Source organism: Pseudoalteromonas sp. UBA6610, from assembly GCF_002433295.1.
GTDB lineage: Bacteria > Pseudomonadota > Gammaproteobacteria > Enterobacterales > Alteromonadaceae > Pseudoalteromonas > Pseudoalteromonas atlantica.
This window is the reverse complement of the sequence record NZ_DJHW01000021.1, coordinates 12,445-29,503: the sequence shown is the minus strand read 5'-3', so window position 1 is coordinate 29,503 and position 17,059 is coordinate 12,445. Positions and strand designations below refer to the sequence as shown.

Annotated in this window: 19 protein-coding genes; 9 read left to right on the top strand and 10 right to left on the bottom strand. The window is 41.3% G+C overall.

Features of this window, described 5'->3' with window-relative positions:
• Positions 1-7 precede the first annotated feature (7 nt).
• Complete coding sequence (gene nudC / locus B4F91_RS02900; protein ID WP_154945836.1) at positions 8-931, bottom strand: NAD(+) diphosphatase; 924 nt, start codon at positions 929-931, stop codon at positions 8-10.
• Between the two features lie 152 nt (positions 932-1,083).
• Complete coding sequence (locus B4F91_RS02895) at positions 1,084-1,587, bottom strand: NYN domain-containing protein (RefSeq protein WP_004589523.1); 504 nt, start codon at positions 1,585-1,587, stop codon at positions 1,084-1,086.
• 166 nt (positions 1,588-1,753) lie between these two features.
• On the opposite strand from B4F91_RS02895, the gene B4F91_RS02890 reads away from it, so the two are divergent.
• A complete protein-coding gene (locus B4F91_RS02890; protein ID WP_064386445.1) occupies positions 1,754-2,377 on the top strand; it encodes a hypothetical protein in 624 nt (207 codons plus the stop codon).
• Positions 2,377-3,120 (top strand): DUF3307 domain-containing protein, encoded by a 744-nt coding sequence (locus B4F91_RS02885; RefSeq protein WP_273604053.1) that lies wholly within the window; start codon positions 2,377-2,379, stop codon positions 3,118-3,120. Before B4F91_RS02890 ends, B4F91_RS02885 begins: the two co-directional genes overlap by 1 nt.
• Before the next feature lie 102 nt (positions 3,121-3,222).
• Here the strand turns inward: B4F91_RS02885 and B4F91_RS02880 are convergent, their stop codons facing one another.
• Positions 3,223-4,614, bottom strand: a complete 1,392-nt coding sequence (locus B4F91_RS02880) for a DEAD/DEAH box helicase (protein WP_004589525.1) — start codon at positions 4,612-4,614, stop codon at positions 3,223-3,225.
• A 136-nt stretch (positions 4,615-4,750) separates the two neighbouring features.
• Between B4F91_RS02880 and B4F91_RS02875 the strand changes: the two genes are divergently transcribed.
• Complete coding sequence (locus B4F91_RS02875; protein WP_286938714.1) at positions 4,751-5,122, top strand: DUF1801 domain-containing protein; 372 nt, start codon at positions 4,751-4,753, stop codon at positions 5,120-5,122.
• 330 nt (positions 5,123-5,452) lie between these two features.
• Here B4F91_RS02875 and B4F91_RS02870 read toward each other — a convergent pair whose 3' ends face one another.
• Positions 5,453-6,292, bottom strand: coding sequence for an isopenicillin N synthase family dioxygenase (locus B4F91_RS02870; protein ID WP_004589526.1), 840 nt, complete (start codon positions 6,290-6,292; stop codon positions 5,453-5,455).
• Positions 6,293-6,559: 267 nt separating this feature from the next.
• Between B4F91_RS02870 and B4F91_RS02865 the strand changes: the two genes are divergently transcribed.
• A complete protein-coding gene (locus B4F91_RS02865) occupies positions 6,560-7,762 on the top strand; it encodes a bifunctional alpha/beta hydrolase/OsmC family protein (protein WP_286938709.1) in 1,203 nt (400 codons plus the stop codon).
• 51 nt (positions 7,763-7,813) lie between these two features.
• On the opposite strand, the gene B4F91_RS02860 is transcribed toward B4F91_RS02865, so the two are convergent.
• On the bottom strand, positions 7,814-8,338 hold the full coding sequence (locus B4F91_RS02860; RefSeq protein ID WP_138579449.1) for a hypothetical protein: 525 nt from the start codon (positions 8,336-8,338) through the stop codon (positions 7,814-7,816).
• A gap of 3 nt (positions 8,339-8,341) precedes the next feature.
• Positions 8,342-9,106 (bottom strand): alpha/beta hydrolase, encoded by a 765-nt coding sequence (locus tag B4F91_RS02855; RefSeq protein ID WP_286938708.1) that lies wholly within the window; start codon positions 9,104-9,106, stop codon positions 8,342-8,344.
• A gap of 124 nt (positions 9,107-9,230) precedes the next feature.
• On the opposite strand from B4F91_RS02855, the gene B4F91_RS02850 reads away from it, so the two are divergent.
• A complete protein-coding gene (locus B4F91_RS02850; RefSeq protein ID WP_004588950.1) occupies positions 9,231-9,554 on the top strand; it encodes a hypothetical protein in 324 nt (107 codons plus the stop codon).
• A gap of 90 nt (positions 9,555-9,644) precedes the next feature.
• On the opposite strand, the gene B4F91_RS02845 is transcribed toward B4F91_RS02850, so the two are convergent.
• From B4F91_RS02845 to aspS, 3 genes are all read right to left on the bottom strand, one after another.
• Positions 9,645-10,241, bottom strand: a complete 597-nt coding sequence (locus tag B4F91_RS02845) for a pentapeptide repeat-containing protein (protein ID WP_286938706.1) — start codon at positions 10,239-10,241, stop codon at positions 9,645-9,647.
• A 29-nt stretch (positions 10,242-10,270) separates the two neighbouring features.
• Entirely contained in the window at positions 10,271-10,501 is a 231-nt protein-coding gene (locus B4F91_RS02840; protein ID WP_024033669.1) for a hypothetical protein, read from the bottom strand.
• 189 nt (positions 10,502-10,690) lie between these two features.
• Positions 10,691-12,469, bottom strand: a complete 1,779-nt coding sequence (gene aspS, locus B4F91_RS02835) for an aspartate--tRNA ligase (RefSeq protein ID WP_288635366.1) — start codon at positions 12,467-12,469, stop codon at positions 10,691-10,693.
• A gap of 247 nt (positions 12,470-12,716) precedes the next feature.
• Here aspS and B4F91_RS02830 point away from each other — a divergent pair, with 247 nt between their 5' ends.
• Entirely contained in the window at positions 12,717-13,565 is an 849-nt protein-coding gene (locus B4F91_RS02830) for a DUF72 domain-containing protein (protein ID WP_288635365.1), read from the top strand.
• A 13-nt stretch (positions 13,566-13,578) separates the two neighbouring features.
• Positions 13,579-14,076, top strand: a complete 498-nt coding sequence (locus B4F91_RS02825; RefSeq protein WP_054983976.1) for a M48 family metallopeptidase — start codon at positions 13,579-13,581, stop codon at positions 14,074-14,076.
• Positions 14,077-14,284: 208 nt separating this feature from the next.
• Here the strand turns inward: B4F91_RS02825 and B4F91_RS02820 are convergent, their stop codons facing one another.
• Complete coding sequence (locus B4F91_RS02820; RefSeq protein WP_004588943.1) at positions 14,285-14,974, bottom strand: DUF3334 family protein; 690 nt, start codon at positions 14,972-14,974, stop codon at positions 14,285-14,287.
• 117 nt (positions 14,975-15,091) lie between these two features.
• Here B4F91_RS02820 and cmoA point away from each other — a divergent pair, with 117 nt between their 5' ends.
• Together cmoA and cmoB are read left to right on the top strand one after the other, a co-directional pair.
• Entirely contained in the window at positions 15,092-15,817 is a 726-nt protein-coding gene (cmoA, locus tag B4F91_RS02815) for a carboxy-S-adenosyl-L-methionine synthase CmoA (protein ID WP_288635364.1), read from the top strand.
• A gap of 12 nt (positions 15,818-15,829) precedes the next feature.
• Positions 15,830-16,798 (top strand): tRNA 5-methoxyuridine(34)/uridine 5-oxyacetic acid(34) synthase CmoB, encoded by a 969-nt coding sequence (cmoB, locus tag B4F91_RS02810; RefSeq protein ID WP_288635362.1) that lies wholly within the window; start codon positions 15,830-15,832, stop codon positions 16,796-16,798.
• Positions 16,799-17,059: the final 261 nt, after the last annotated feature.

Here is a 17,059-nt window from a genome sequence, read left to right as displayed (position 1 = left end):
CCAATCCTTAAGCCTTATTTGAAAGCCATTGTTCAATTAAAAAACGCGAAATTGAATCGACCCGAGGGAGTTTATAATGATCGCCTTCATCGCCCATATTGCCAAACGCCTTAACTTCTTCGCGCGTAAACCATTTGGCATCGTCTAATTCATCTTTATCTACGTTTATTTGCTCAGTTTTAGCCTGTGCAATAAAACCCAACATAATAGAGGAAGGAAATGGCCAAGGTTGCGAGGCAATATAACGTACATTATCAACGTCAATGCCTGCTTCTTCTTTAACTTCGCGTGCTACAGCTTGCTCTAGTGTTTCACCTGGATCTACAAAGCCCGCCAATGACGAATACATGCCTTGTTGCCATATTGCTTGACGACCCAATAAACAACGCTCTATTCCATCTTCAAATTCTTTAGTAACCACCATAATTACTGCAGGGTCAGTGCGTGGAAATGTAGGGTGCTTGCAGTGCTCGTTTTCACATAGGCGAGAATGCCCTGCTTCTATTAATGTATTTTTACTGCCACAACGCCCACAAAAACTATGCGTTGCATGCCAATAACATAAGCCACGGGCAAGAGCGGCGATAGAGCCATCTTGTATATCAACGTGAGGGCCATATTGGCGTATATCAAAAAACTGTGCGTCGCCTATAACGCACTTGAGTTCGTCATCGTGTATGGCTGAAACATCTAACGCAAACACACCCTGTTGCTCGGTATTTGAGCCTAAATAAATAGCGTTTGATAAATCTAAATGGGCAATTTGCTGATACGTTAAGTAGCACACTTGAGCTGCGTCTTTATAAAACAAAGTGTGGTTATTATTCACCAAAAGCCACTTACTTTGTGCCGACATTTGTGCGTTTAACCACGCCGCGTTTTTACGAAAATTAGACCCGCGGTCTAATGGCATGTCGCTGTAATAAAGCATGTGAGTCCTCAATAACATGGTATGGCGTAAAATTACCATAACCGCTGAGTAAACCCAATTTATTACAGCAATAAAAAAAGCCTATATTAGCTATATAGGCTCTTTATTAAAAACTCTCATGTTGCAGGCACTTAGCCGCTATATTTTATGCTTTAGAGTAGCAAGCTATCATCAATTAAATGAAACTGTTCTGCACTTTGCTTAAGCACCTCTGCGGTTAACTTATCGGCGCCGTACACATCGCACGGTACATTGTATTGATTTTTTAAATGCCCTAGCAATAACGCAAAGTCGCCATCACCAGAGAGCAAAATAACTTTATCGAGGTTTTTGCCTTGCTCTAGCATATCTATCGTTATGCCTACATCCCAATCCCCTTTTGCGCTGCCGTCGCGGCGCTGAATAAACGGCTTTAGTTTTACTTCAAAGCCAATAGCACGCAAAATATTTTGAAACTGGTTTTGTTTTTCATCACCGCGGTGAATGGCATACGCAAATGCACAATCTATAGAATACTGTTGCTTCATGTGCGCCCAAAATGCATTGTAATCAAAGTTTTTACGGTAACTTTCGCGGCACGTGTAATAAATGTTTTGTACATCAACAAAAATACCGACACGTGGCTTACTGATTTGCTGATCGTTTTGTAAAGTCATTTGTTTCCTTAAGTGCTCACAGCTCAGCGCAGCTGAAATAAAACGCCATTAACGAGTGAACCTTGCAATTTTGTTTTAAGTAACCTAAATTGGTTACTTAATTAAATGTAACCAAATTTGGTTACCTGATTCTATGTAACTGCATTAAGTTACTTTTTGGATTTTTATGATTGGTGTGATCAGCGGCGATATAATTAAATCGCAAAAAATACCTAAGCAGCAATACGATGCCATGCTTTATCAGCTAGAGCAAAGTTTGCGTGCAATTAGTAATAATACCTCACTGTGGACCATATACCGAGGTGATGCTTTTCAGTTGCAAATAAATCAAAGCGAGCAGTTAATTAAAACCGCTATTATCATTTATTTGCATTTAAAGTCGGCAGGTTACGAGCTACGCCAAAGTATGGCCTTAGGTGAGGTAGACAACCCACGCAGCGATATAAAAACAGCCACCGGCTCGGCCTTTGTGCTCTCAGGGCAAGGCCTTGATAAAATAGCCAATCAGCGCTTTACCTTACAGATAGCAAAGCACACCCTAGATGAAGGCTTTAGTCTTAACCTTGCCTTTGTTGATACCTTGCTTAGCAAAATAACGCAAAAACAAGCCAATGCGCTTTACGTGTATTTAACCCAGGCCGATAACAGCCATGCAGCACTGGCAAAAGAGCTTAACACCAGTCGCGAAAATGTCACTAAATTGCTTAACTTAGCAAATTATCAGCTAATAGAGCGATTTATAGTACACGCTAAACAGGTCATAACAACGATTGCAAAAGGAAGTGAGTAATGGGGTTTTCGTTATTATTAGCGGCATTAATTATAGGCCACCTAGTCAGTGACTTTTTTTTACAACCAATGAGCTGGGTAAACGATAGAAACACCCACCACTTTAAAGCTAAAAAGCTCTACCTGCATGTATTAGTACACGGTGTGGTTAGCGCCGTTATTTTAGCGCTTTGGGAATATAGCTATGGCTGGCAACAACTAAGCACCGTGTTACTTTCAACAGCTGCAATTATGCTTAGCCACTACCTAATAGATATTGCTAAGTCGTATTCTAACAAAGGGGTTGTGCCCTTTTTACTCGACCAAATCGCGCATATAGCCGTAATAATAGCGCTGTGTATTTATATAACTGATAACCAAAGTTTAATCGCGTACGTAAGCGCACTTGCCATAAACCCTAAAGTACTTTGGGTTGTATGCGGATATTTAATTATATTAAGCCCAAGTGCCGTATTTATAAGAATGATGCTTGAAAGGCTCACCGCTAACTTTTCAAGTGAGGGCAGCTTACCATTGGCCGGACAAAGCATTGGCATGATAGAGCGAGTACTTATGCTGAGCTTTATATTACTTGATCAATTTGCTGGGCTTGGCTTTTTGCTAGCTGCCAAGTCGGTATTTAGGTTTGGCGATTTAAGTGCCAGTAAAGATAAAAAGCTCACCGAGTACGTTATGCTAGGCACCTTACTAAGCGTTAGCGTTACCTTGTTTGTAGGATTAGGCGTTAATTCGTTGATCAGGTAAGTATAAATTACAGATAATAAAAAACGCGCTACTTCTATTAAAAAGGTAGCGCGTTTTTTGTATTGGCGTTTAATTAAAGGCCAATACAATCTTTAATAATGATTAATCGTTATTTGGGCGACGACGGCGCTGGCCATTACCACCTACCGATTGACGCTTTGCCCATGGGCTTTGTGCGTTGTCATCGGTTTTGGCTGCTGGTTTTTTAGAGCCACCACGACGTGGGCCGGTACCGCTTCCCCCATTGTTTGGTTTTTTGCTGTTCGGCTTATCAGACTTAGGTTTGTTAAACGGCTGTTTTGCTTTTTTAGGCTTTTTAGGTTTAATTGGACGAGCATCTAATGCGCGCTCAGGCACTGGGCTAGTTGGTTCAAATCCAGGCTCTTCAGCGCGAGGGATTAGCTCACCTATAAAACGTTCAATACCGTATAAATCAGCGGCATCATCGGCTGTTACAAACGAAATAGCATGCCCTGATGCACCAGCACGGCCTGTACGGCCAATACGGTGAACGTAATCTTCGTATACGTTTGGTAAGTCGTAGTTAACCACATGCGGAAGCTCAACAATATCAAGGCCACGTGCCACAATATCAGTCGCTACAAGTACGCGTACTTCACCGCTTTTAAAACCATCTAATGCTTTAACACGAGCGCCTTGTGATTTATTACCATGAATAGCGGCGCCTACTATGTCGTCGCGCTCAAGCTGTTTAACTAAACGGTTTGCACCGTGCTTGGTACGGCTAAACACTAATACTTGTTGCCAATCGTTGCTACGAATTAAATGGCTAAGTAATGCGGTTTTACGCGATTTATCAACAGCGTAAACGCTTTGCGTTACGCTTTTAGCAGTGGTGTTCTTTGCCGCAACTGATATTTCAACAGGGTCGTTAATTAACCCTTTTGCCAATGCTCGTATATCATCTGAAAACGTTGCCGAAAACATTAAGTTTTGGCGTTTAGGCGGCATTTTAGCAATCAGGCGTTTAATGTCGTGAATAAAGCCCATATCAAGCATGCGGTCCGCTTCATCAAGTACCAGCACTTCAACATTATCAAACTTAACAGCGTTTTGATTATGTAAATCGATTAAACGCCCAGGCGTGGCCACTAAAATATCAACCCCTTTACGAAGGCGCTGCATTTGTGGGTTTATTTTTACGCCGCCGTACACTACAAACGAACTTACATCAGAGTGCTTAGCGTATTCTTCAACGTTTTCGCTTACCTGCAAAGCCAGCTCACGCGTAGGCGCTAAAATAAGGGCACGTACGTGGTTACTTTTTGCTTTACTGCCTTTAGATAACAGCTCAATTAGCGGTAACGTAAAACCGGCAGTTTTACCTGTGCCTGTTTGTGCAGCCGCCATCACATCGCGACGTTCAATAATTGCAGGAATTGCTTGAGCCTGAATAGGCGTTGGCGTTTCATAGCCCTTTTCTAAAACCGCGTTAACTAAAGACTGTGATAAACCTAAACCATCAAAACTCATAAAATCTCTCAATAAAAAAAAGGCCAAACCGGCCAAGGGCGCATTATACGCAACTAACTTAGAAATGCATGGAAATATTCACTTAGCAAATTAAGTGCTAACCTTAGAGTAGCTAATAACAATACAAATCAACGCTATGACATTAAAAACTAAAGCAAACCAAATACCACTTAAGCAATGCCTAGAAAGTATAGATTCAAAGCGTATTGAAGACACACAAACCTTACTAACCCTGTTTGAAAAAGTCACCGGGGCAAAGCCTGTTGTATGGGGTAAAGATATTATAGGGTTTGACCAATACAGCTATAAGTACGACTCCGGCCGCACAGGTGAATGGCCAATCACAGGGTTTTCACCACGCAAAACTAAGCTTTCTATTTATATTATGCCTGGCTTTGATCACCCCAAAATAGCGGCATTATTAAATAAGCTTGGTAAACATAGCCTAGGTAAAAGCTGTTTGTACGTGACAAAATTGGAAAATATCGATTTAGCTATACTTGAGTAAATAATTGCTGAGTCGGTTTTAATAATGAAACAAACTTACCCAAAAAATTAATACCAACCCGCTTAATTAAGTGATCTATTTTGAGAATAGATAAACGTGTTGATAGCTAGACAATAAATTCGTTATTTAGTTGTTCTCGGCAATTGCTCCTGCATTGCTCTACCTTCTGCATCCATATAGTCATAAATGAGAATTTTTTAACGCAGATAGCGACACGTTTAGCCCCTAAAAATGATTCAACATTATTGCGGATTGGTATAACCTTGCTTAAAAACAACAAAAGCGGCTAAAAGCCGCTTTTGGTTTATATTTAACTCAATAAATATAACGTTATTTAACACCTAGCTCGCGTAAACGCTCTTGTAGGTAGCTGTCTGCCGTGTAACGCTCAGAAAGCACTACATCAGGACGTGGGTGTAAAAACAGCGGTAAAGAAATACGCGACTTAGTCGACGCTTTACCCGTTGGGTTAATTACACGGTGAATAGTCGATGGGAAGTACCCGCCCGACGCTTCTTGTAACATGTCACCAATATTAATAATTAAGCTACCAAAGTCACATGGCACATCTAACCAACCGCCATCAGTTTTTTGAACTTGCAGGCCTGGCTCGTTCGATGCAGGTAATACAGTTAATAAGTTAATGTCACCATGTGCTGCAGCGCGAATTGCACCAGGCTCTTCATCACCTGTCATTGGCGGGTAATGTAAAATGCGTAACAATGTTTGCTCAGAATCAGCAATCATGTCTTTTAAATCGATAGAAAACTTAGCACGTACATCGGCTGGTGCCTCTGCTTGAACCCAGCTTAAAAGCGTTGCTGCAAATTCGTTAGCTAAGCGGTAGTACTCACGTACGTCGGCTTCAAGCTCTGCAGGCACGCGACCTTTAGGGTAAACATGAAAGTACTCTTTAATGTCTTTTACTGTAAAGCCTTTAGCTACCTCAGATACAGAAGGCGGGAAATAACCGTCTTGCGTTTCTTTAGAAAATAAAAAGTCGTGCTTTTGCTCTGAATTAAAAAAGTCTTGCCATTTTTCGTAAATAGACTCAACTAAAGATTGCGGGATTGGGTGATTTTTTAATACACCAAAACCGGTGTTTCTTAACGATTCAACAAAGTGAGCAGCCGCATCGGGAGCTTTATAATCAACAGTAGGTAATTGCATTGTACGTTCCAGTGAATAGGTTGTTAGAAGTGAGCTGCTTTAAAATATAGCTAATTAGCCAATATAAAGTAGCAAAACCTTCATTATAGCGCTGTGCGAGGATAGACAAACCACCCAAAAAACATAAGGACAAATGTCCTCACGATGAAATAGTAAGCAGTTTACTTGATCAAGATCAAAGCATAATAAACATTGAAATTACACTAGTTAGTGCTTATATCTTATCTATTATTGTAACGTATTTTAATGAAACACTAAGGCTCTTCTATGCGACAAAAAGTATCTTTTAAAAGCGGCGATTTAGAACTTGCAGGCCAGCTTGAACGCCCAGCCGGCGATGTAAAGTTTTATGCTTTATTTGCACACTGCTTTACCTGTGGTAAAGATATTGCTGCCGCTACGCGCATAAGCCGCGCCCTTACCCAACAGGGTATTGCCGTACTGCGCTTTGACTTTACCGGCCTTGGCAATAGCGACGGCGACTTTGCAAACAGTAACTTCTCATCAAATATTCAAGATTTAGTGGCCGCAGCCGATCACCTGCGTACTTACTTTGATGCGCCGCAGTTATTAATTGGCCACAGCTTAGGCGGCGCTGCCGTACTGGCTGCTGCAGAGCATATTCCTGAGGTATCGGCTATTACAACAATTGGCGCTCCTTCAGATGCGCAACACGTTGCACATAACTTTGAAGCCCATTTAGACGAAATAAACGCCGCAGGTGAAGCTAAAGTTAGCTTAGCTGGGCGCGAATTTACCATAAAAAAACAATTTGTAGAGGACATCGCAAAGTACGACCGTAGCCATATAGGTAAATTAAAACGCGCACTTTTAGTTATGCATTCCCCTGTTGATGCCACGGTTAATATTTCAGAAGCCGAGAAAATTTACGCATCAGCCAAACACCCAAAAAGCTTTATTAGCCTCGATAACGCCGACCACTTACTGAGTAATAAAAACGATGCCGAGTACGCTGCTACGCTTATTGCTAATTGGGCAAACCGCTACGTTAAATATGAGCAAAGCAACTACAGCGCAAAATTAGAAAACGGCAAAGTACTGGTTGAAGAAAAAGATCATATATTTACTCAGCACGTAAGTACTAAAGATCATACATGGCTTGCCGATGAGCCATTAAAAGTAGGTGGCAGTAATTTAGGCCCCGATCCTTACGACCATATACTCGCAGGCCTAGGCGCGTGTACCTCAATGACACTGCGTATGTATGCAACCTTAAAAAAGCTGCCGCTTGATCATATAAAAGTAGAGCTTGAACACACCCGCGACTATTACAAAGATTGCGACAACGGCGAATGTACCCAAAACCTAGAGGCCATTACCCGTAAAATTACCCTACGCGGCGACTTAACCGAAGCACAGCGCCAGCGTCTGCTAGAAATAGCCGACAAATGCCCAGTGCATAAAACCCTGCATGACAGCCCAATTGTAGTAAGTGAATTAGTTGAGTAACTAAAACAAAAATAGCGCAGCTGTGGCTGCGCTATTTACGAAAAGCAATAACTAAGATTCAATTTTTTTAAAAAATTGAACGGTCTTAATATTCTCTAACAAGTTAGGATCACAAGTATACTCAAACTCCCCCATTTGGTCAGAGCTATGCTTATTTGGAGCGGATAAAATCGCAGGCGTTGGGGCATAAGCTTTTAAAAGGACGCCACCTGACTCAATAGCATTTAGACCACTGGCAAAAGCTTCTGCAACACTTTGAAGAGGAGTCCAACAAAAACCTATTTTATTTTGTTGGTATAAAAAATGACATTCACCTCGATACAAAACCAATCCATTTCCACTGTAGGTTGGCAGAGTTAACTTTAATACATTCAGTAAAAGTTTATCATTTGAAAGTTTACGCCTTAAGTGACCGCCGTTTTCTGTCCATAGAAGATGGACTTTATCTTTTTGAATATCTAAGTCGTGGTATTCTCTTAATATAAATGTAAAAGCTTGTGTCCAAGTTAATTTATTTAAATCACAAGTATAATTACCATTAACAAATTCCCGACCTACTTGCTCATATAATTCCATCTTTTAGTCCAAGAAGTTTAGCTGATTACTACTTATAAATACGGTCATTTCTTTACTCATTCTATCCACCAGCCATTTTGGCCCGCCGTCGTACATATCGTTATGGCGCGATTTTTCAATCAATACTTGGCTTACAGGGAAGCTTTTTAGCTCTGTTTCATTTAATAAAACATTCGCATCGGCTGGATAATCGCTACCACGCAGTGTAAGCACGCGTATGTTTTTATTACGTGGGATCAACATGCGTCGGTGATCGAGGGTAATTAGTTGGCTTACTTCATTTGGGTAAATTGAAGCATATAAAGCGGATATATCGCCGCCGTTAGAGTGGCCAAATAACGTGAGCTGAGAAAAGTTATACTCAGGGTATTGAGCACTTAGCTGATTAACTAAAAACTTAAGCGTTACCACACCACGGTGCCAGTTTTCCATGCGGGTGGTTAAATAAGGCTGTATACGATTAAGTGCAGGGTCGGTTTTAAGCTCATGCGCGACTGCAATGCTTAAATAACCCTGTGCATTAAATAGCTTACTCGCAAACGTGTAGTCATTGTGGCTAATGCCGTAGCCTGCATTTACAAATGCTACAGGGCACTTTGCGTGTACGCTGCATTGATTACTCTCATTGGGGTATGTGATATTTATAGGGATGGTGCGATTGCGGCTTTGATCCACTATTACATCATCAGCAAAGCTTAATGGTGATATTAAACTCGCGCTTAGGCTAAATGCACTTAATGTTAGTAACTTTTTTATTGTTTTATGCATGTTGTATTTATATAAATTATTGTTTTTAAATAAAAATAACTTTTACTATAAAGGTTAGCGCGCGCCATTGCTAATGTATGCGATAATACGGGTATTATTTTTAGTTAATTTAGAAAAGTACCCCATGAAATCATACAGCACTATTGAACAACGTATCGACATTTTGCAAAGTCGAATAGAAGCCTATAAAGAAGAAATTGCCGTGTTACAGGCCGAGCCAAAAAGTAACAACGAGCGTATTATTTTTAAATTTATTGAAACAGGCAGCACAGGTAAAACAAAAGACTTTGTCCGCGAACTTGGTATTAAGTCGCCGCGCGATAGCTTATATTCATCAGGTGATGTAACCAAATTAATCAAAGACGGCGCTGATGACATCACCCCTGCACTGCTTGAAATTGCCCGCACATTGGCAAACGCACGTAATAAAAATGGCCCTAGCTGTTAATACCAAGCTACAGGCCACTGTTTAATCTTATTAAAGGTTATTCATTGTTTAGAGGCTTGCAATATGCAGCTTCTAAACGCTCCTCACATATTAATCGCAAAGCTCAATGTTAAGGCTTGTCAGTAAATTAAGGGCTTCAAAGCGCTCAAACTTAGCCCCCGCTAACGTATTACTGTTTAAATCTATATTAAATTCTGTAGCCCCTACAAAGTCACACTCAGTTAAAGTGGTTTGAAAAAACTCACTATCGCGAAAATTACTTCCTGTAAATGTACTTTGCTTTAAATTGGCATGTCTAAAATCAACATTTTTTGCAAAGCAGTGTATTAATTTTAGTGATTTTAAAGTTAATTCATAAAAAGAGCAGTTACTAAGCTCACAGCTATTAAAGCTCACCGGCGCATCAATACTTAGCGCTCCCCAATCAGCATTGCTCCATTGCACGCTGTTTAACTTACAATGGCTAAAGCTTACACTTTCAAGCGAGCTGTATCCCCATTCAATGCTCGATAAATTGCAATGCTCAAAGCTGCACTCTATAAATCGACACGTTTTAAATTGCCCCTGAGATAAGTCGCAATCTATAAACGTACACGCTTCAAATTCTGTGTTTTCGAGTGTGTGTTTTGCTAGCTGTAAGGCACTAAATTGCTGATCGCAATAATAGCTATTATTAGAAATTGGCACTGTGACTACGTGTCCGTATTTAGGGTTGTTTAATGGGCATAAGGGCTTGTTTTTGGCAAGTCTTGTTTAAGCGCTAATAAGGCGATAAAAATTAAGCCAAAGAGTGGAAATACCGCTAAGCATCCGCCCACAAAAGCTAAAACGCCCGGCATGGTGCTTTTGCGTTTACCTATTTTATAGCTAATCAGCGCAAAAATTGGAATGCAAAACAAAATAAAAAAAGCTAAAAATTCACCAAATAATGTGAGATTAAACGACATAAGAACTCCCTCTCTATTGAATAATATTTGATACCAATCGACTTAAATATTTAACTATTCTAGCGTGCTAAATAGACTAATAACTTAACACGATTGGTATGAACTGGTTTAAATTTAACCATAAAAAAACCCCTAGGCATACTCCTAAGGGTTTTTAAATCTAGCTAAGCGCATTTGTTGCGCGCGGTATTACTCTTCGCTAGGAATTGCTTTTTCTACCACACTGATTGCAAGCTCAGTTAACGAGTCGCTATTAGCTTTGCTAGGTGCATCGGTTAATAAGCACGATGCTTGAGTGGTTTTAGGGAATGCAATAACGTCACGAATGTTATCGGTACCACATAAAAGCATAACTAAACGGTCAAGACCAAAGGCTAAACCAGCATGTGGTGGTGTGCCGTATTTAAGGGCATCAAGTAAGAAGCCAAACTTGTCTTGTTGCTCTTGCGCATCAATCCCTAAAATTCTAAATGCTGCTTCTTGCATATCAGCATTATGAATACGTACCGAACCGCCACCTACTTCGTAGCCGTTTAATACCATGTCGTAAGCATCTGAAATAGCCGCGGCAGGGTTTGCTTCAAGCTCTTCTGCGCTAATATCTTTTGGTGCTGTGAATGGATGATGCACAGCATGTAACGTGCCTTCGTCATCTTCTTCAAACATTGGGAAGTCAACAACCCAAAGTGGCGCCCAGCTATCAAGGTTAGTGATTTCTAAATCAACACCAATCTTCAAGCGAAGCGCGCCCATTGCTTCGTTTACAACGTTGCGTTTATCGGCACCAAATAAAATAATGTCGCCCGTTTGTGCGTTAGTACGCTCAAGTAACTGGGTAATTACCTCTTCGCTTAAAAACTTAGCCACTGGAGATTGAACGCCTTCAGCGCCTGCATCACGGTCGTTTACTTTCATCCACGCCATACCTTTAGCGCCGTAAATGCCAATAAACTTAGTGTAATCGTCAAGTTGCTTACGCGAAAGCTTAGCGCCACCCGGTACTGTTAATACAGCAACGCGGCCTTTTTCGTCGTTAGCTGGGCCTGAAAATACGTTAAACTCTACGTCTTTTACTAAATCAGCTACATCAACAAGCTTCATTGGGTTACGTAAGTCTGGCTTATCAGAACCGTAAAGGCTCATTGCCTCGCTGTAAGGCATAATTGGGAAATCGCCTAAATCAACGTTTAGTAATGATTGCCACATTTCACGGATCATTTTTTCAGTCATACCACGTACTTGATCAGAGCTCATGAACGAGGTTTCTAAATCTATTTGGGTAAATTCAGGTTGACGATCGGCACGTAAATCTTCATCACGAAAACATTTAACAATTTGGTAGTAACGGTCAAAACCCGACATCATCAACAATTGCTTAAACAACTGTGGCGACTGTGGTAATGCGTAAAAGCTACCTTTATGAACACGACTCGGTACTAAGTAATCGCGTGCACCTTCTGGTGTTGCTTTTGTAAGTACAGGTGTTTCAATGTCTAAAAAGCCATTGTCATCTAAAAAGCGACGAACAAAGCTGCTTGCTTTAGCGCGCAGTTTAATACGGTCGCTCATTTCAAGGCGGCGTAAATCTAAGTAGCGGTACTTTAAGCGGCGCTCTTCAGAATTGGTTTGATTAAAATCAAGCGGTAGCGGCTCAGAGCGATTAATAATAGTTAGCTCAGTACCTAAAATTTCCACTTCGCCTGTTGCCATGTCTTTATTTACTTGGCTTTCTGGGCGCGCACGTACAACCCCTTTTAACTGCACACAAAACTCTTGGCGAAGTTTGTTAGCGTTATCCATTAATCCTTCAACCTCTGGATCGAATACAACTTGTACTAACCCTTCTCTATCGCGTAAATCGACAAAGATAAGTCCACCAAGGTCACGTCGTTTGTTGATCCAGCCACATAGTTCAACTTCTTGATCTACGTGAGTTTTATTTAGCTGTCCGCAATATATAGAGCGCATAGTTTTCCTGTCAGATAAAAGGCTTAAACGGTTATATTTATTTGTTTTAAGGCGTGTGATTTAAAAAACTGGTCACCACAATACAAATAAAGCCGCTAGCAATCTAAAAATAATCAAATTAAGCCCTGCATTATACCCAAGTAGTATCAAGATGCTAGGGCGTGTTGAACGTTGGTGGTTGAATTTGCAGCAAGCACCGTATGTATTTGGTACACTTACGCCACGAAGTCATTAAGCCACCCTTTTTATGTTATATATTGGATGCCCTCAGTGGTCGAGCAGCGCCTGGAAAGGCAACTTATTTACCCGCCAATGTAAAAATGCCGATATGCTAAGCCAATATGCCCAGCATTTTAACTCAGTTGAAGGCAATACCAGCTTTTACGCAGACCCAGCGCCAAGCACTGTTTTACGCTGGGCTCAAAGCGTACCCGAGGACTTTAAATTTACGTTTAAGTTTAATCGTCGCTTTAGCCACGAGCTTGCGCTTAGTCATGTTCAAACAGAACTTAATGACTGGCTTACGTTATTTGCCCCAATACTTGAAAAAACAGGGCAAATAATGCTGCAATTACCCAAAGCGTTTGGTCCAAACGATTTACCTAAATTAACGCAATTTATTAGCTTGCTCCCCAAAGAGCTAAATTACGGCGTAGAAGTACGCCATAGTGATTTTTTTAAAAAAGGTGAGGCCGAAATTGCCCTTAATCAGCTATTAATGGCAAATAATATAAACCGTATTTCTATGGATACCCGTGCGCTTTTTGCAGTAAAGCCCACCACCGAGGCTTTAATAGATGCACAACAAAAAAAGCCCCACTTACCGGTACATGCAATAGCTACTGGCTCGCAGCCGATGGCACGCTTTGTAATAGCCGATTTACAAAACGACTATAAACCCTTTTATAAACCGTGGCTCAATAAAGTAAAACAATGGCTTGATGAAGGTAAATCCCCGTATGTGTTTTTTCATACTGCTGATAACCGTGAATCTCCACTCCTTGCTAGGCAGTTTTGTGAAGACCTAGGGTATAATCACCCAGTATTAAATCCATTCAGCGGCGAAAAAGAAGCCCACCAGCCAACGCTTTTTTAAATAGAGAACAAAAATGAGTGAATACGCACGTTACTTTACCGGCTACCCAGCTAACATTGTTGAGCAAGTATTAAGCCTTATAAATAACAACAAGGTATGTGACTACTTACTTAAAAAGTACCCACACGCGCACACCATCACCACCGACAAACTACTTTACAGCTACGCCACTGATTTAAAAAAGCAGTATTTAAAAAACGCCCCACCGTTTGGACGCGCTGCATTTAAAAAACAAGGTGATATGGTTACCAATGCACTCGGTACCCACACCTACCGCATGCAAGGTAAAACCCGTAAGCACGATTTAGCCATAAACAGCGATTTACTGCGCGCACCTGAGCCACTGTTAAAAGCGCTAGTCGTACACGAACTCGCCCACTTTAAAGAAAAAGATCACAACAAAAGCTTTTATAAACTGTGCTGCCACATAGAGCCCCAATACCATCAGTTAGAGTTAGATTTACGGATTTTTTGTGTGGTGGTGGCGATGGGAGAGAATCCTTATTCATGAACGGTCAGCGGTCAGCGGTCAGCGGTCAGCGGTCAGCGGTCAGCGGTCAGCGAAAAATAAATACAACCTAACTCGTAATCAAAGTTCTCAATAAAAAAACGCGATATAAAATCGCGTTCTCTTTGGTAACTTTTCTACTGACCACTGATAGCTTAAAACTGACAGCTCAAAAGCACGTTGGGTTTCGCTTCGCTTAACCCAACCTACATTACAGCCCTAGCTCAGCCATAAAGTCATCATCGGCATCATCTTGTTCTGCTTCTTTTGACTTAGCTTTTGCTTTTTCGGCCTTTTGCTTAGCTTCGTTTTCGATAATGTCATCAGGGTCTATCGCTTCTACAATGTCAAAGTCATGTAGTTTAATAAACTCTGTTTTATCCATTGCCAGCTCTAGGTAAAAAATATTTTGGTTGCGCGTAGTAAAGGTTACGCGGCGTGCTTGTGGGCGATCCATAGTGGTATCAACCGATATTTGCACTTGTTTATTAATCGCCATCATTTTTGGCTGGTTTTGCGTAATAGAGGTATGTAACTGCTCACGCACTTTAGAAGTGAAGTCACCAACAATCTGGTTCATCAGCTCGCCCATTACATTTGAAACGTCATCTGATAAATGACTGTGGGCAATTTCTTCTTCAGGCATGCCCATATTGCGCATGTAATCGCCGTAAATTTCCATTGCCGCTTGCGCTGTAAAATTAGTGACTACTAGCCCTGTAAAGCCACCATCAAATAATACAAAACAGCCAATGTCTGGACGCATACAGGTGCGCGTTATTTTTTGCACCATAGCCGAGTAGCTAATTTCATTCCCGCTGGCTGATGACAGAACCCCCGTCACTGAATGACATAGGGTTGCTAATATATCGTCTGTGCTAATTACCTTACTTTTGCTCATTTAACGTTCTCTTTTATACTTATTATTCATAATTCTAGCCAAGCTACTGAATTTATCACTGACTATCCAGTATAAAATGTTAAAATAGTGCCATTATTTTTTAAAGAGACTGCCTTAGTGAGTATAAAAGACAGTATTTACGCCTCTGAGCAACAAGTAAAAGATTTTAGCTTCGACCAAAATGTGGTTGAGGTTTTTCCGGATATGATCCAGCGCTCTGTGCCTGGGTACGCCACCATTGTAAGCACTATGGGTAAATTGGCCGGTGAATATGCGCAAAGTAATTCAAACCTTTACGATTTAGGCTGCTCGCTTGGTGCGGTTACCCTAAGTATGCGCCGTAATATTCGCACCGATAACTGCCACATTATTGCTGTAGATAACTCACAAGCTATGGTTGAGCGTTGTAAGATACATTTACAAGGCTTTAAGTCAGACGTGCCTGTGACAGTAACTTTAGGCGATATTAACGAGCTTGAGATTCAAAATGCGTCGGTAGTGGCCATGAATTTTACCTTGCAATTTATTCCGCCTTTACAGCGCCAAGCCGTGCTTGAAAAAATTTACGCTAACTTAAAACCCGGTGGCGTCCTGCTCCTTAGCGAAAAAATTAAAGCCGAAAACGAGCAGTGCGATAATTTATTAATTGATTTGCACCACGACTTTAAACGCCACAATGGCTACTCAGAGCTTGAAATAAGCCAAAAACGTACTGCCATTGAAAACGTGATGCGCCCCGATACGCTAAGCACTCACTTTAATCGTTTAAGCGACATTGGTTTTAGCCAAACGCAGGTGTGGTATCAATGTTTTAATTTTTGCTCAATGGTAGCAATTAAATAAAGAGAGTGACTTATGTCTCAATGGTTTAACCAATTTTACGCAGCAATTGCACAAAGCCCGCTTAGCCACTGGCTAGAAACCCTGCCCGCTCAATTAAAGCATTGGCAAAACGAGGCAAGCCATGGCGATTTACCAAAATGGCAAAAAGTACTTAAAAATCTGCCAGAAGTAAAAACAACCCACGTTGATATTGCCACTAAAGTAGAAATTGGCGCACCGGGGGAGATGAGCGAAGGCGAGCAAAAACAAGCCACGCATTTATTAAAACGCATGATGCCATGGCGCAAAGGCCCCTTTACTGTACACGGTATTGAAATAAACACAGAGTGGCGCAGCGATTGGAAGTGGGACCGCCTGCTTCCCCATATTGAGTCATTAAAAGGCCGCACAGTATTAGATATAGGCTGTGGCTCTGGCTATCACTTATGGCGTATGCGCGGTGAAGGCGCTGAATTTGTAGTGGGTATTGACCCTTCTGATTTATTTTTGTGTCAATTTCAGGCCATTAAACATTACAACCCAGACGAAAACGTGCATTTATTACCATTAGGTGTAGAAGCACTACCCGAGCTTAAAGCGTTTGATACGGTGTTTTCTATGGGGGTGCTGTATCACCGCCGCTCGCCTATCGATTTTTTAGCGCAGTTAAAAGCGCAGCTTCGCCCAGGTGGCGAACTCGTACTAGAAACATTAGTAATTGAAGGCGATAAAAACACCGTACTGGTACCTACCGACCGCTACGCAAAAATGCGCAACGTTTGGTTTATTCCAAGTACTGCTGCACTAAAACTGTGGATGGAGCGCGTTGGCTTTAAAGATGTGCAAATAAAAGATTGCGCAATTACCACGCTTGATGAGCAACGCAGGACCGACTGGATGGAAAACGAATCGTTAGTTGATTTTTTAGACCCAAACGATACCAGTAAAACCATTGAAGGTTACCCTGCTCCACTTAGAGCAATACTAACTGCCAAAGCATAAATAACTAAAAAGCACCCAGGGCGTGTTGTTCTTTGATGGTTGAATTTGCAGCAGCGTGTTTGGTTTTTAGGCAAGGCAGAGCCTATGAAGTGTGGTTATTCCACATAAATAGGCGATAACGCAGCATAAATGCCAAACATGCGCTGCCCTTCGGGTTCTTTCTAGGGACGATAAACTCTTTGTTGCCTACATGGATGTAGGTAAGGGGCGTGAGCAGGACGCGGAAGCTTTGCTCGGTTTTTACTTATTCTTACAGGGATG

Coding starts and splice junctions, on each gene's coding strand:
- nudC (WP_154945836.1), bottom strand. CDS start 931: ATGCTTTATTACAGCGACATGCCATTAGACCGCGGGTCTAATTTTCGT.
- B4F91_RS02895 (WP_004589523.1), bottom strand. CDS start 1,587: ATGACTTTACAAAACGATCAGCAAATCAGTAAGCCACGTGTCGGTATT.
- B4F91_RS02890 (WP_064386445.1), top strand. CDS start 1,754: ATGATTGGTGTGATCAGCGGCGATATAATTAAATCGCAAAAAATACCT.
- B4F91_RS02885 (WP_273604053.1), top strand. CDS start 2,377: ATGGGGTTTTCGTTATTATTAGCGGCATTAATTATAGGCCACCTAGTC.
- B4F91_RS02880 (WP_004589525.1), bottom strand. CDS start 4,614: ATGAGTTTTGATGGTTTAGGTTTATCACAGTCTTTAGTTAACGCGGTT.
- B4F91_RS02875 (WP_286938714.1), top strand. CDS start 4,751: ATGACATTAAAAACTAAAGCAAACCAAATACCACTTAAGCAATGCCTA.
- B4F91_RS02870 (WP_004589526.1), bottom strand. CDS start 6,292: ATGCAATTACCTACTGTTGATTATAAAGCTCCCGATGCGGCTGCTCAC.
- B4F91_RS02865 (WP_286938709.1), top strand. CDS start 6,560: ATGCGACAAAAAGTATCTTTTAAAAGCGGCGATTTAGAACTTGCAGGC.
- B4F91_RS02860 (WP_138579449.1), bottom strand. CDS start 8,338: ATGGAATTATATGAGCAAGTAGGTCGGGAATTTGTTAATGGTAATTAT.
- B4F91_RS02855 (WP_286938708.1), bottom strand. CDS start 9,106: ATGCATAAAACAATAAAAAAGTTACTAACATTAAGTGCATTTAGCCTA.
- B4F91_RS02850 (WP_004588950.1), top strand. CDS start 9,231: ATGAAATCATACAGCACTATTGAACAACGTATCGACATTTTGCAAAGT.
- B4F91_RS02840 (WP_024033669.1), bottom strand. CDS start 10,501: ATGTCGTTTAATCTCACATTATTTGGTGAATTTTTAGCTTTTTTTATT.
- aspS (WP_288635366.1), bottom strand. CDS start 12,469: ATGCGCTCTATATATTGCGGACAGCTAAATAAAACTCACGTAGATCAA.
- B4F91_RS02830 (WP_288635365.1), top strand. CDS start 12,717: ATGTTATATATTGGATGCCCTCAGTGGTCGAGCAGCGCCTGGAAAGGC.
- B4F91_RS02825 (WP_054983976.1), top strand. CDS start 13,579: ATGAGTGAATACGCACGTTACTTTACCGGCTACCCAGCTAACATTGTT.
- B4F91_RS02820 (WP_004588943.1), bottom strand. CDS start 14,974: ATGAGCAAAAGTAAGGTAATTAGCACAGACGATATATTAGCAACCCTA.
- cmoB (WP_288635362.1), top strand. CDS start 15,830: ATGTCTCAATGGTTTAACCAATTTTACGCAGCAATTGCACAAAGCCCG.